This window comes from Aeromonas simiae (assembly GCF_014892695.1).
GTDB classification, from domain to species: domain Bacteria; phylum Pseudomonadota; class Gammaproteobacteria; order Enterobacterales; family Aeromonadaceae; genus Aeromonas; species Aeromonas simiae.
Genome location: NZ_CP040449.1, coordinates 2,911,303 through 2,923,461 on the forward strand (window position 1 = coordinate 2,911,303; position 12,159 = coordinate 2,923,461).

Annotated in this window: 17 protein-coding genes; 4 read left to right on the forward strand and 13 right to left on the reverse strand. The window is 60.0% G+C overall.

Features of this window, described 5'->3' with window-relative positions; translation table 11 throughout:
- Positions 1–13: 13 nt before the first annotated feature.
- From FE240_RS13780 to FE240_RS13795, 4 genes are read left to right on the forward strand one after another with little or no spacing between them, the layout of a single operon-like run.
- Positions 14–715 (forward strand): YggS family pyridoxal phosphate-dependent enzyme, encoded by a 702-nt coding sequence (locus FE240_RS13780; protein ID WP_193001724.1) that lies wholly within the window; start codon positions 14–16, stop codon positions 713–715.
- A gap of 60 nt (positions 716–775) precedes the next feature.
- Complete coding sequence (locus FE240_RS13785; RefSeq protein WP_193001726.1) at positions 776–1,327, forward strand: YggT family protein; 552 nt, start codon at positions 776–778, stop codon at positions 1,325–1,327.
- A complete protein-coding gene (gene yggU, locus FE240_RS13790) occupies positions 1,327–1,617 on the forward strand; it encodes a DUF167 family protein YggU (protein WP_193001728.1) in 291 nt (96 codons plus the stop codon). The genes FE240_RS13785 and yggU overlap by 1 nt, the downstream gene beginning before the upstream one ends.
- A gap of 19 nt (positions 1,618–1,636) precedes the next feature.
- On the forward strand, positions 1,637–2,053 hold the full coding sequence (locus FE240_RS13795; RefSeq protein ID WP_193001730.1) for a DUF4426 domain-containing protein: 417 nt from the start codon (positions 1,637–1,639) through the stop codon (positions 2,051–2,053).
- 34 nt (positions 2,054–2,087) lie between these two features.
- Here FE240_RS13795 and FE240_RS13800 read toward each other — a convergent pair whose 3' ends face one another.
- From FE240_RS13800 to kdsA, 13 genes are all read right to left on the reverse strand, one after another.
- Positions 2,088–2,504 carry a hypothetical protein gene (locus FE240_RS13800; RefSeq protein ID WP_193001732.1) on the reverse strand — a complete coding sequence of 139 codons (417 nt, stop codon included), beginning with the start codon at positions 2,502–2,504 and terminating at the stop codon, positions 2,088–2,090.
- Between the two features lie 113 nt (positions 2,505–2,617).
- Positions 2,618–2,890: a nucleoid-associated protein HU-alpha gene (gene hupA, locus FE240_RS13805; protein ID WP_042047881.1), complete on the reverse strand. Its 273-nt coding sequence runs from the start codon at positions 2,888–2,890 to the stop codon at positions 2,618–2,620.
- Positions 2,891–3,129: 239 nt separating this feature from the next.
- Positions 3,130–4,116 carry an RNA polymerase sigma factor RpoS gene (gene rpoS, locus FE240_RS13810; RefSeq protein WP_193001736.1) on the reverse strand — a complete coding sequence of 329 codons (987 nt, stop codon included), beginning with the start codon at positions 4,114–4,116 and terminating at the stop codon, positions 3,130–3,132.
- A 45-nt stretch (positions 4,117–4,161) separates the two neighbouring features.
- Positions 4,162–5,049 carry a peptidoglycan DD-metalloendopeptidase family protein gene (locus FE240_RS13815; protein WP_193001738.1) on the reverse strand — a complete coding sequence of 296 codons (888 nt, stop codon included), beginning with the start codon at positions 5,047–5,049 and terminating at the stop codon, positions 4,162–4,164.
- A 9-nt stretch (positions 5,050–5,058) separates the two neighbouring features.
- Complete coding sequence (locus FE240_RS13820) at positions 5,059–5,640, reverse strand: YqaA family protein (protein WP_193001740.1); 582 nt, start codon at positions 5,638–5,640, stop codon at positions 5,059–5,061.
- Entirely contained in the window at positions 5,637–6,254 is a 618-nt protein-coding gene (locus FE240_RS13825) for a protein-L-isoaspartate(D-aspartate) O-methyltransferase (protein ID WP_193001742.1), read from the reverse strand. The genes FE240_RS13820 and FE240_RS13825 overlap by 4 nt, the downstream gene beginning before the upstream one ends.
- 4 nt (positions 6,255–6,258) lie before the next feature.
- Complete coding sequence (gene surE / locus FE240_RS13830; protein ID WP_193001744.1) at positions 6,259–7,005, reverse strand: 5'/3'-nucleotidase SurE; 747 nt, start codon at positions 7,003–7,005, stop codon at positions 6,259–6,261.
- Positions 6,986–8,044, reverse strand: coding sequence for a tRNA pseudouridine(13) synthase TruD (gene truD / locus FE240_RS13835; protein ID WP_193001746.1), 1,059 nt, complete (start codon positions 8,042–8,044; stop codon positions 6,986–6,988). Before truD ends, surE begins: the two co-directional genes overlap by 20 nt.
- Positions 8,044–8,520 (reverse strand): 2-C-methyl-D-erythritol 2,4-cyclodiphosphate synthase, encoded by a 477-nt coding sequence (gene ispF, locus FE240_RS13840; RefSeq protein WP_042047870.1) that lies wholly within the window; start codon positions 8,518–8,520, stop codon positions 8,044–8,046. Before ispF ends, truD begins: the two co-directional genes overlap by 1 nt.
- 40 nt (positions 8,521–8,560) lie before the next feature.
- Positions 8,561–9,250: a 2-C-methyl-D-erythritol 4-phosphate cytidylyltransferase gene (gene ispD, locus FE240_RS13845; protein WP_193001748.1), complete on the reverse strand. Its 690-nt coding sequence runs from the start codon at positions 9,248–9,250 to the stop codon at positions 8,561–8,563.
- On the reverse strand, positions 9,243–9,548 hold the full coding sequence (gene ftsB, locus FE240_RS13850; RefSeq protein ID WP_042047867.1) for a cell division protein FtsB: 306 nt from the start codon (positions 9,546–9,548) through the stop codon (positions 9,243–9,245). The genes ispD and ftsB overlap by 8 nt, the downstream gene beginning before the upstream one ends.
- A 162-nt stretch (positions 9,549–9,710) precedes the next feature.
- Positions 9,711–11,009 (reverse strand): dicarboxylate/amino acid:cation symporter, encoded by a 1,299-nt coding sequence (locus tag FE240_RS13855; protein WP_193001750.1) that lies wholly within the window; start codon positions 11,007–11,009, stop codon positions 9,711–9,713.
- A 287-nt stretch (positions 11,010–11,296) separates the two neighbouring features.
- Positions 11,297–12,151, reverse strand: coding sequence for a 3-deoxy-8-phosphooctulonate synthase (gene kdsA, locus FE240_RS13860; protein ID WP_042047865.1), 855 nt, complete (start codon positions 12,149–12,151; stop codon positions 11,297–11,299).
- Positions 12,152–12,159 lie beyond the last annotated feature (8 nt).

The window sequence follows — 12,159 nt, forward strand, 5'->3', positions numbered from 1 at the left end:
TCACCGTTGCATCATGAGCCAGATTGCCCAGCACTTGAATATTGTTATGGATCGTATCACTAAAGTAGTCCGTAACTCCAACCGCAGCCCAAACGAGGTGACACTGCTTGCCGTCAGCAAGACCAAGCCTCTGGAGGCCATCATGGAGGCCTACCAATTTGGCCAGCGCCGTTTTGGTGAGTCTTATGCCCAAGAGGCGGCCGCCAAGATAGATAGCCTGTCTCAGATGCCGGGTTTTGACGATATCGAATGGCACTTTATCGGGCCCCTGCAATCGAACAAGAGCCGACTGGTTGCCGAGCGTTTTGACTGGGTGCAGAGCGTCGATCGCAGCAAGCTGATTGAACGGCTGCAACAGCAGCGCCCCGCCGCGATGGCACCGCTCAATGTCTGTCTGCAAGTCAACGTGAGTGGGGAAGCCAGCAAATCAGGAGTACAAGCCGAAGAGATTTTCGCTCTGGCTCGCCAGGTCGCAGACTGTGATCGGCTGGTGCTGCGCGGCATCATGGCAATTCCGGAACACACCAGTGACGAAGTTCGCTTGGCAGATCAGATGGCCCGTATGCAGCAACTGTTCACCCGATTGCAGGCAGACTATGCCAGCGTTGATACCCTCTCGATGGGGATGACAGAAGATCTGGAGCTGGCCATCGCCCATGGCAGCACCATGGTGCGTATCGGCACGGCCATCTTCGGTGCCCGTGACTATGCCTGACCCGTTACTCTCTATTGCGCAGCCCAACACCGCCCTTTCCATTCCCAGCAAGGAACCGCAATGAACGCAGCCTACTTCCTTATTAATACTCTGTTTGACCTCTACCTGATGGTGGTGCTCCTGCGCGTCTGGTTGCAGTGGGCCCGCGCCGATTTCTACAACCCAATGAGCCAGATGGTGGTGCGCCTGACCAGCCCATTGCTCGTTCCCATGCGCCGCGTCATCCCCGGTCTGGCTGGCATTGACTTGGCCGGCGTGCTGCTGGCGTTACTGGTTGCTCTCGCCAAGTTGGTGCTGCTCAAGTCGATGTCTATCTTGCAGGCTGACTGGCTCATGATGCTGCTCTTCGCCGCCCTCACCGTGCTCAAGAAGGCCGGCGCCATGGTGTTCTGGATCCTGCTGATCCGAGCCATCCTGAGCTGGGTCAGCCAGGGGCGCAACCCGATCGAGCACGTCATGTACCAGCTCACCGAACCCTTCCTTCACCCTATCCGCCGCATTCTGCCTCCGCTGGGGGGGCTCGATCTCTCGGTGCTGGTCGCCTTCATCGCACTGCAAGCGATCAATTACCTGCTGGGCGATCTGTTTGGTCAACTGTGGTGGATGATCTAATGCCAGCCGTGCAGTGGCAGGGGGAACATTTGCAATTGCAGCTGCTTATCCAGCCCAAAGCGAGCCGCGACCAGATCGTTGGCCTGCATGGCGAAGAGCTCAAGGTGGCGATCACCGCCCCACCCGTCGATGGCCAGGCCAACACCCATCTGGTGAAGTTTCTGGCCAAGCAGTTTCGGGTCGCCAAGGGGCAGGTATCCATAGTGCGTGGCGAGCTAGGCCGCCACAAAACTGTCTCTATCGAAGCCCCGAAGCAGTTGCCCGCCGAGATAACCGCCTTACTGGAATAACCCGCTTCGGGAGAGAACGATGAGAGCATGGTGTATCGGATTGCTGCTGTTGCTGACACTGCCCACCCAGGCTGAGCAGTCTATGGTGGTGGGCCCTTGGCGCGTCTACTACAGCGCCTTTCCCTCCACCTTTCTGTCTGCCGACATTGCCAAGCAGTACCAGCTGACCCGCAGCCGCTACGCCGGGCTCATCAATGTGGCTATCCACTCTGAGGAGGGAGAGTCTCTGGCACTCTCCGTCATGGGGGAAGCGCGCAACCTCACGGGAACGGTGCGCCAATTGGCGTTTAGGGAAATACGCGAAGGGTCGGCCATCTATTACCTGGCCGAACTTCCCTACCGTAATGAGGACACCTACCGCATCCAACTCACCCTGAGGGGGATGGGGCAGACTCAGCAAATGGCGTTTCAGCAAACCTTCTACGTTGAGCAGTAATGAGTGAGGGGGCCATGGCCCCCTCTGACTCTGTTTATTGCTGTATCTTCAGTTCGGGTGGTGAGGAGGTCAGCACGTCCACACAGCGATCCCAAGTAGAGATCCGGTAGTGCTGAATATCTTCATCCAGATGCACCCCTTTTGACTCCTGATGAAACCAGGCCACAAAACGCGAAGGCGTGATGATCTGGATCTGCTCCTCGACCGGATGACTGCTCATGCCATCCGACATGTCGCTGTCCTCCATAACCCGAAATGCAAAGACCTTGTTGAAATAGACCCGGCACAGCAGTGCCGGTGGCAGATCGATACTGCGGGCGTGACCGAGTGAAATATTCAGCACACCGCTCCAGATATCATGATGCAGATCAGCGATGATAAGGCCGGCAGGAAGCTGGCGGGACGGGGCCCAGGGCACTGCAACCTGGCTGATGGTGAGTGAATGCGTCATACAAACCTCCCGAGACCGCTTTATTTCTGAGTGTACCCGAAATCGGGGGGCCGGAAAGCGGAATAAAAAGACCCGGCCAGAAGGCCGGGTCTTTTCAACTCATCCGAAGACGCTTACTTGATGGCGTCTTTCAGCGCCTTACCGGCAACGAAAGCCGGAACATTGGCGGCTGCAATCTCGATTTCCTTGCCAGTCTGCGGGTTGCGGCCAGTACGGCCAGCACGATGATTCACCTTGAAGGTACCGAAACCAACCAGCTGAACGGCATCGCCTTCTTTCAGGCTCTGGGTGATACCAGCCAGGATCTCTTCCAGGGCGGCTTTAGCCTGGGCCTTGCTCAGATCGGCTTTGGCTGCGATTGCATCGACAAGTTGAGCTTTGTTCATAGGTTTTCCTTTATCAACTGGCATGTAGCACCGCATCACTCTATGCAAAAAGAGGCTACCAGGCAAAGTCTTTATCCCGCTTGGCACCACGAGTGTCGGGCTTTTCATCAAGATCTGCGGAAATAATCACAGAACCGGCTCCAGGCCCTCCTGAAACCGATTCCGACATTAGCAGCGACGGCAGCTAAAGGCCACAGAAAAGGGGGGCTAAGCCCCCCTTGCTGCGTCGAACCATGCCGCTAGTTTGTACGAAACAGCGCCTCAATAGAGAGGCCCTGCGCCAATAGGATCTCACGCAGGCGCCGCAAGGCCTCAACCTGGATCTGGCGCACCCGCTCGCGAGTCAGTCCGATTTCGTGACCGACATCCTCCAACGTGGCCGCTTCATAGCCAAGCAGGCCAAAACGACGAGCCAATACCTCACGCTGCTTCGGATTGAGCTCCTCCAGCCAATGGATGATACTGGCACGCATATCATCCTCTTGGGTCTCCAGCTCAGGACCGATCCCACGCTCATCGGAGAGCACATCGAGCAGCGCCTTGTCTTTATCCCCACCGATCGGCGTATCCACAGAGCTGATCTTCTCGTTGAGCTTGAGCATCCGATTTACGTCTTCAACCGGCTTATCGAGGGCGTGGGCAATGTCCTCTGCGGTCGGCTCGTGATCGAGGCGATGGGCCAGCTCACGGGCAGTTCGCAAGTAGACATTAAGCTCCTTGACCACATGGATAGGCAAACGGATGGTACGGGTCTGGTTCATGATGGCCCGCTCTATGGTCTGGCGGATCCACCAAGTGGCATAAGTCGAGAAACGAAAACCCCGCTCGGGATCGAACTTCTCGACAGCGCGGATGAGGCCGAGGTTACCTTCCTCGATGAGATCGAGCAGGGCCAGCCCCCGGTTGTTGTAGCGACGGGCAATTTTCACCACCAGTCGTAAATTGGATTCAATCATCCGCTTGCGGGCGGCCTTATCACCACGCAAGGCTCGGCGGGCGAAATAGACCTCCTCGGCGGCTGTGAGGAGGGGAGAGAATCCGATCTCTCCCAGATAGAGCTGGGTCGCATCCATGACCCGGTTAAGCTCGGGGCTAAACAGCTCTTCCGCCCCCGACTCTTCCGTCAGGACGGCTTGAGCCTCTTCTTCTTCCTCCGCTCGCGCTTCTAGCTCCTCATCAAACTCAAAATCCGCATCCTGTATGTCCAGCTTCTCTTCTTGGCTCATGGTGTATCTCCCTGACCAGAACCAGAGTCACGCTTTCCCTCTGGATTAACGCTTGGGCAAATAGCTCATCGGATTGACCGACTTGCCTTTATACCGGACTTCAAAGTGCAACCGCACATCCGGTGCATCCGTGCTTCCCATATCGGCGATGACCATCCCCTTCTTAACGCTCTGCCCCTCCGTGACCCGCAACTGGTCGTTGTGGGCGTAGGCCGACAGGTAATCCTCGTCATGCTTGAGAATGATCAGCTTGCCGTATCCCCTCAGTGCGCTACCGGCATACACCACCTTGCCATCACGCGCGGCATAGATGGGTTGCCCCTTCTTGCCACTGATGTCGACCCCCTTATTGCCCTGCTCAGCCGTGGAAAAACCTTCAACGATTTTGCCTTCGGCCGGCCAGCGCCAGTCGCCCGACATCACTGAAGTGTTGTTATTTTGAGCGGTCTTGTCAGAGTATTCTTTTGCCGGTGTAGGGGCAATCGTTTTCTTTTCAACCCATTGGGTGGTCTGTCCAGCGCTCGGAGTGCTGGTACTCGCCACCGCTGTGGTCGTGCTGGTGGTGGGCCGTGCGATCGGCTCTCCAACCATCACAGCCCCACCGGATGCCGCGCCACTGGACTGGCTATCGAAGACATGCAGGCGCAGCTTCTGCCCGGGATAGATGTTGTACGGGGCTTCAATCCCGTTGAGACTGGCCAATGCGGGCACGTTGCTGCCGGCACTAAACGCGATGGAATAGAGCGTATCGCCCTTTTGCACCGTATAGGTGCTACCACTCAAGGTCTTGCTACGCACCGGAATGCCACCACTTGCCACGCGATCGTTACCATCTACGCTGGCCACCGGTGCCGGCGTCTTACTGGCAGAACAGGCGAACAGCAGGCCAGACAGCACCACCACGCCGTACTTTCGCCACGGGTACAGACTCATAACTCTTCCTTACTTGCTCAACCAGAAATAGGCCACGACGGCCAACAAAATACAGGCCCAGCCGAGCACATCAATGTAGTGCATCAGCTTGCGCTCCATCTTCTCCCCACCCCAGCGCATCAATCCCGCCACCAGGAAGAAGCGCAATCCTCGACCAATGAGAGAAGTGACAATAAAGGGGAGCAGTGCCATATGCAACAGCCCGGCTGTGACGGTGAAGACCTTGTAGGGGATCGGTGTAAAGCTGGCAATGAAAATGACCCAGATCCCCCACTGCTGGAACCACTGTTCGGCCAGCACGATCTTGTCCTGATAACCCACGGCAGCAATGAAAGGCTGTACGACAGGCTCCCACAATGCATAACCGAGTGCATAACCAAACAGGGCGCCGAGCACCGAGAACAGGGTCGCCAGCGTGGCATAACGCCACGCCTTCTGCGGCTGGGCCAGCGCCATCGGTGCCAGCATCACATCCACCGGGATCGGCCAGAAGATGGATTCGATAAAGGCGGTACCCGACAGGTAATAGGGGGCGTGACGATGACGCGCCCACAGCATCACCCTCAGATATAGGTGTGAAAAGAGCTTCACTCGAGATCTCCGTTAATCAGGGGGACAAAGCGTACCGGCTCCAACGCCCTGCGGATCAACTGGGAACCGGAGCGCTCAACAAGCATCAAGGACTGCTGCGCATCCCCCACCGGGATCACTAGCCGTCCTCCCTCCGCCAGCTGATCGGTCAGCGCCTGCGGCACCTCGCTCGCCGCCGCCGTGACCAAGATGGCATCAAAGGGCCCCTTGGATGCCCACCCCTCCCAGCCGTTGCCGTGCTTGGTCGAGATGTTGTGCAGCTCCAGATTGCGCAGCCGGCGCCGGGCCTGATACTGCAGCGACTTTATTCGCTCCACTGTGTACACATGTTGAACGAGACGGGCCAGTATGGCGGTTTGATAACCAGACCCGGTACCGATCTCCAGCACATGAGCCGGGTCGTGCTCCACCACCAGCTCGGTCATGCGCGCCACCATATAAGGTTGGGAGATGGTCTGGCCATGACCGATGGGGAGTGCCGTGTTGTCCCACGCCTGATGGGCCATCGCCTCGTCCACGAAATAGTCGCGCGGAATCTCGGCAATGGCCGCCAACACGCGATAATCGGAGATTCCCTTGGCAATCAGTTGATTCAAAAGGCGCTGTTCTATCACCCCTTCACCCCTGTTGTGCCAGCCAGGCCTCCAGGTTGCTCATGTTGCGATACGCCGTCATATCGATAGTCAACGGCGTGATCGAGACATAGCCCTGCTCGATGGCGGCAAAGTCAGTTCCTTCTCCTGCGTCCTGGCGCTCTCCCGGTGGGCCGATCCAGTAGATGGTCTGGCCGCGCGGATCGCGCTCCACGATCACCTGCTCGGCCGGATGGCGATTACCGAGACGAGTCACCCGCATCCCCTTGATGGCCTCCAGCGGCAGATCCGGCACGTTGACGTTGAGGATCTGATCCGCCGGTAGCGGGTGGCGGATCAGGGCGCGCACCAACTTGACGGCAAAATGGGCTGCGGTCTCGAAGTGGGTATCCCCCACCAGCGAAATCGCAATGGAGGGAAAACCGAGGTGACGCCCCTCGGTGGCGGCCGCAACCGTCCCCGAATAGATGACATCGTCCCCCAGGTTCGCCCCGTGATTGATGCCAGAGACCACCATGTCGGGTTCGGGTTTGAGCAACTCATGGGCCGCCAGATGCACGCAATCAGTCGGCGTCCCCTTCACCGCATAAAAACCGGTCTCCTCAATGAGGCTGACCCGCAGCGGCACCTCCAGAGTGAGCGAGTGACTGGCCCCGCTGCGGTTACGATCGGGGGCCACCACGGTCACTTCGCCGCACTCGGCCAGCGCCCGGGAGAGCGCCCGGATACCACGGGCATTCACCCCGTCATCATTACTCACCAGAATGCGCATCGGCCTGGCTCCCTGCATGGTGATCCGCTTCCGTGGCATCGAGCAGCTCGCGCACCACGCTGGTGGCAAAGGCGCCGGCCGGCAGGAAGAACGACAGTGTGAGGCTAGTGCCCTCTAGCTGCCAGCTCATCGCTTCCGGCAGCAGCAGCAGGGGACGGCGCTCCTGATCCAGCCCCGCCTTCTCCAGCCCCTCGCGCCACAGGTCGAGCTCACTTAGCGCGCGCTCTTCAAAGGCCGCAGCCTCTCCCTGGCTGGCCAGTCGGCCACGACCCCACAGGGGGGCGGTCAACTGCACGTCGCCGCTGGCCAGACGGGCGGCCAGCTCGGGGGTCACCTCGCTCTCGCTGAAGATGGAGTGGGAGCCCTTGAGCATCAGGCAGTCACCGGCCAGCAGGGTGTGGGCCAGCCCCTGCTCGATACGGGCGGTCACGACCGTGTTGAACAGCATGCTGCGCGCCGCCGAAAGGTAGAGCGAGCGCTTGTTACGATCCTTGATGCGTTTGCCGCCGAACATGGCCTTGGCGGCCTCCAGGTTGTTACCTCCGCGGCCAAAGCGCTGCTCGCCGTAGTAGTTGGGCACCCCTTGGGCGGCCACAGCCTGCAAGCGAGCCTCCAGCTCCTGGACCCCTTCCAGCTCGGTCAGGCGCAAGGTGAAGTGGTTGCCCTTGAGGTAACCGGTTCGCAGCTTGCGGTTGTGACGACGGGTCTCGAGGATCTGGATGCTGTCGCTTGCGATGACCCGCAGATCCGGCTCGGCCTTGCCCGGCAGGTGGATGCCGAACCACTGTTCGGTCACGGCGTGACGATCCTTGAGGCCAGCCCAGGTCACCGCATTGCGATTCACGCCGGCAGCATCGGCCAGCAGGCCCGCAACCCAGGCGGTGTTCTCACCGGTTTTACGCACCCGAACGAAGATATGTTCCCCTTCGCCACAGGGTTCGAAGCCGAGATCCTCGATGACGACGAAATCGGAAGGAGCGGCCTTAAGCACGCCACGCGCGGTCGGCTGACCGTGCAGATAAGTGAGTTGTTCCAGCATTATTGTTGCACCAGCAGCACGACGGCTTCGGTGGCGATCCCCTCTTTGCGGCCGGTAAAGCCAAGTTTCTCTGTGGTCGTCGCCTTGACGTTGACCCGGCTTGGCTCGCACTCGAGATCGGCGGCCAGCACGGCGCACATGGCGTCGATATGCGGCGCCATCTTGGGCGCCTGGGCAATGATGGTGACATCCAAGTTGCCGATGCGATAACCGGCGGCCTTGACCCGGGCAAACACGTCACGCAGCAAAATGCGGCTGTCGATGTTCTCAAACTCGGCACTGGTATCGGGGAAGTGGCGGCCGATGTCGCCAGCCGCGATGGCGCCGAGCAGGGCGTCGCTCACCGCGTGCAGCACCACGTCACCATCCGAGTGGGCCAGCAGCCCCTGCTCGTAAGGCACGGCCACACCGCCCAGCATGCAGGGGCCCTCCCCTCCGAACTTATGCACATCAAAACCATGTCCAATCCGGATCACGCCATCTCCTCCTGCCGCGGAGTTACCCGCGCTTGAATCTTCAGTGAGCGTCCTGCTGACGCAAATAGAGGCTGGCCAACGCCAAGTCCTCGGGACGGGTCACCTTCAGGTTGTCGGCCCGTCCCTCCACCATCCGTGGACGATAGCCGGCCCGCTCCATGGCCGACGCTTCATCGGTAATCTGTGCTCCCAGCGCCAGCCCCTCTTCCAGGGCGCGGCGCAGGGTTTGGGTCGGGAACATCTGCGGGGTAAGGGCATGCCACAGCGCCTCGCGCTCAACGGTAGCCACTATCTCGCCCGCCGCATTGGTGCGCTTCATGGTGTCACGCACCTGGCTGCCGAGGATGGCCCCCTCCCCCTGCATGGCAACCTCGATCAACCGGTCGATGTCCCCCACCGTGATACAGGGGCGGGCGGCGTCATGCACCATGACCCATTCGCTCTCGACCACCATCAGGGCGTTGAGTACCGAATAGGCTCGTTCGCTCCCCCCCTGCACCCGCAAAATGCGGGGCTCGGCGGCCAGCGGCAGCGTCTCGAACCAGACATCATGGGGCGCCAAGGCCACCACCACCCGCTCAACTGCCGGGTGGGCCAGCAGCCGCGTCAGGGTGTGCTCAAGAATGCACTGATCGCCAAGAGCCAGGTACTGCTTGGGCAAGGTGTCGCCCATCCGGCTGCCGATGCCAGCAGCCGGCACCACGGCGGTGAGCCAGGGCCGGTCAGTCATCGATCTGCTCCCCGCTCTGCTTATCCTGCTTCGGAATGATGCGATAGAAGGTTTCACCCTGCTTGATGTAGCCGAGATCGTTACGGGAAAGCTCCTCGATCGCCTCGAGGCCGCTGGTCAGATCGGCGATCTCACGATAGATGAGGGCATTGCGATCCTTGAGAACCTGATTGTCCTGCTGCTGGCGCACCACGGTATCGGACATCTTGTAGTAGTCCTCCAGCCCGTTCTTGCCGAGCCAGAGGTGATATTGCAGCCCGCCGAGCAGAGCCAGCAGGGTCAGGGTGAATAGCCGCATGTGCTGTGTCTCCTTCAAGGGGCGCATTTTCCCATATTCGGCGGCAAGACAAAAGCGAGCGTCAAGGGGAGAAGCGGCAAAACCCAGGGGGAGAAGAGAGGCGAAACAACCAGATAGGCTAAAAAGGGGAAAAGGGCGCCGGTTCTCACCGGCGCCCCCGACTCAGGAGAGGGGACGCTCACCCGCCAGCAGAGAGGTCGATGTCGCGCCGTGGCTCGCCAGTTCGCTCTGCAAACGCCCCCCATCAAGCTGTTTGCACCAGCGCGCCACCACCACGGTGGCCACCCCGTTGCCCACCAAGTTGGTCAGGGCGCGCGCCTCAGACATGAAGCGGTCGATGCCGAGGATCAGCGCCAACCCAGCCAATGGCAGATGCCCCACCGCCGAGATGGTGGCCGCCAGCACGATGAAGCCGCTGCCGGTCACCCCTGCCGCCCCCTTGGAGGAGATGAGCAGTACCAGCAGCAGGGTGATCTGCTGGAACAGATCGAGCGGGGTGTCGGTGGCCTGGGCGATGAACACCGCCGCCATGGTCAGGTAGATGGAGGTGCCGTCCAGATTGAACGAATACCCGGTCGGAATGACCAGCCCCACCACCGACTTGTTGCAACCCAGCCGTTCCATCTTGATCAGCATGCGCGGCAGCACCGACTCGGAGGAAGAAGTCCCCAGCACGATGAGCAGCTCCTCACGCAGGTAGCGGATGAAGCGCACGATGCTAAAACCACAGGCGCGGGCGATGGAGCCCAGCACCAAGAACACAAACAGCAGGCAGGTGAGGTAGAAGCAGGCGATGAGCTGACCCAGTTGCAGCAGCGACCCCACCCCGTACTTGCCGATGGTGAAGGCCATGGCCCCAAAAGCACCAAGCGGAGCCAACCGCATGATCATGTTGATGATGCCGAAGATGGTGTGGGAGAAGCTCTCGATGAGGGTGAACACCAGCCGCCCCTTCTCACCGGCGTGGTGCAGCGAGAAGCCAAACAGCACGGCAAACAGCAGCACTTGCAGTATGTTGCCACCGGCAAAGGCGCCGACCGCACTGGCGGGGATCACGTCGAGCAGGAAGGCGACGATCCCCTGCTGCTTGGCCTGCTCGGCATAGACGGCAATGGCGCTGGTATCGAGCGAGCCCGGATCGACGTGCATGCCTGCCCCAGGCTGGAGCAGGTTCACCACGCACAGACCGATGATGAGGGCGATGGTGCTCACCACTTCGAAATAGAGCAGAGCCACCGCGCCGGTGCGGCCGACCGCCTTCATGCTCTCCATGCCGGCGATACCGGTCACCACGGTACAGAAGATGACGGGGGCAATGATCATCTTGATCAGCTTCACGAACCCGTCGCCAAGCGGCTTCATGTCCGCGCTCAGATCCGGGTAGAGATGCCCGAGCAGCACCCCGCAGGTAATGGCGAGCAGCACCTGGAAATAGAGGCTGCTGACTATTTTCTTCCCCATGATTTAACGTCCTGTCAATGAAAGTAGTGTGGGTCGTGATCCGCGCCAACCAGCCGTAATCCGTGGTGAAATGACGGCCATCACGACGCAAACATGCGCAGTACTTGGCATGGCGGGGCTACTTTCCCATGGGGAGGAGAACCGTTTAGAGAGGTATGTCACGCACCAGATTTAACAACATTAACACCATGGCAACCTCATTTAACCACCCGGCCCCCTTCACGGCCTCCCAGAAACGACCATGCCCCGTCAAAGCGGGGCATGGTGAGGAGGCTCGGTGAGCGCAATCAGGCGGAGGTGTCGAGCGGCTCGAAGTTTTTCACCAGATCGTCGATCGCCTTCATCTGCTTGAGGAACCCCTCCAGCTTCTCCAGCGGCAAGGCACTCGGCCCGTCGCAGCGAGCGTTTTTGGGATCGGGGTGGGACTCGATAAACAGGCCCGCCAGACCGACCGCCATGCCGGCGCGGGCCAGCTCGGTCACCTGATCACGGCGCCCGCCGGAGGCCGCCCCCATCGGATCGCGGCACTGCAATGAGTGGGTCACGTCGAAGATGACCGGATAGCCGCCGGTACTCTTTTGCATCACCCCAAAGCCCAGCATGTCGACCACCAGGTTGTCGTAACCGAAGTTGACGCCGCGCTCACACAGGATCAGCTGGTCGTTGCCGCACTCCTCGAACTTCTCGGTGATGTTCTTCATCTGGCTCGGGCTCAGGAACTGCGGCTTCTTGATGTTGATGACGTTGCCGGTGCGGGCCATCGCCTCCACCAGATCGGTCTGGCGCGCCAGGAAGGCCGGCAGTTGGATCACGTCCACCACCTCGGCCACCGGCTTGGCCTGCCACGGCTCGTGCAGATCGGAGATGACCGGCATGCCGAAGGTCTCTTTCAGCTCCTGGAACAGCTTCATCCCCTCTTCCAGACCCGGGCCACGGTAAGAGTGGATCGAGGAGCGGTTCGCCTTGTCCCAGCTCGCCTTGAAGACAAACGGGATACCGAGCTTGCTGGTCACTTCCACGTACTTCTCGCACACGGCCATGGCCATGTCGCGGGATTCCAGCACGTTCATGCCGCCAAACAGCACGAACGGCTTGTCGTTGGCCACCTCGATGGCATTTACCTTGACGATTTTCTGTTCCATCACGGGTT

Excerpts from the sequence above, each read along its gene's own strand:
- FE240_RS13780 (WP_193001724.1), top strand. The coding sequence starts at position 14 with ATGAGCCAGATTGCCCAGCACTTGAATATTGTTATGGATCGTATCACT.
- FE240_RS13785 (WP_193001726.1), top strand. The coding sequence starts at position 776 with ATGAACGCAGCCTACTTCCTTATTAATACTCTGTTTGACCTCTACCTG.
- yggU (WP_193001728.1), top strand. The coding sequence starts at position 1,327 with ATGCCAGCCGTGCAGTGGCAGGGGGAACATTTGCAATTGCAGCTGCTT.
- FE240_RS13795 (WP_193001730.1), top strand. The coding sequence starts at position 1,637 with ATGAGAGCATGGTGTATCGGATTGCTGCTGTTGCTGACACTGCCCACC.
- FE240_RS13800 (WP_193001732.1), bottom strand. The coding sequence starts at position 2,504 with ATGACGCATTCACTCACCATCAGCCAGGTTGCAGTGCCCTGGGCCCCG.
- hupA (WP_042047881.1), bottom strand. The coding sequence starts at position 2,890 with ATGAACAAAGCTCAACTTGTCGATGCAATCGCAGCCAAAGCCGATCTG.
- rpoS (WP_193001736.1), bottom strand. The coding sequence starts at position 4,116 with ATGAGCCAAGAAGAGAAGCTGGACATACAGGATGCGGATTTTGAGTTT.
- FE240_RS13815 (WP_193001738.1), bottom strand. The coding sequence starts at position 5,049 with ATGAGTCTGTACCCGTGGCGAAAGTACGGCGTGGTGGTGCTGTCTGGC.
- surE (WP_193001744.1), bottom strand. The coding sequence starts at position 7,005 with ATGCGCATTCTGGTGAGTAATGATGACGGGGTGAATGCCCGTGGTATC.
- truD (WP_193001746.1), bottom strand. The coding sequence starts at position 8,044 with ATGCTGGAACAACTCACTTATCTGCACGGTCAGCCGACCGCGCGTGGC.
- ispD (WP_193001748.1), bottom strand. The coding sequence starts at position 9,250 with ATGACTGACCGGCCCTGGCTCACCGCCGTGGTGCCGGCTGCTGGCATC.
- ftsB (WP_042047867.1), bottom strand. The coding sequence starts at position 9,548 with ATGCGGCTATTCACCCTGACCCTGCTGGCTCTGCTCGGCGGGCTGCAA.
- FE240_RS13855 (WP_193001750.1), bottom strand. The coding sequence starts at position 11,009 with ATGGGGAAGAAAATAGTCAGCAGCCTCTATTTCCAGGTGCTGCTCGCC.
- kdsA (WP_042047865.1), bottom strand. The coding sequence starts at position 12,151 with ATGGAACAGAAAATCGTCAAGGTAAATGCCATCGAGGTGGCCAACGAC.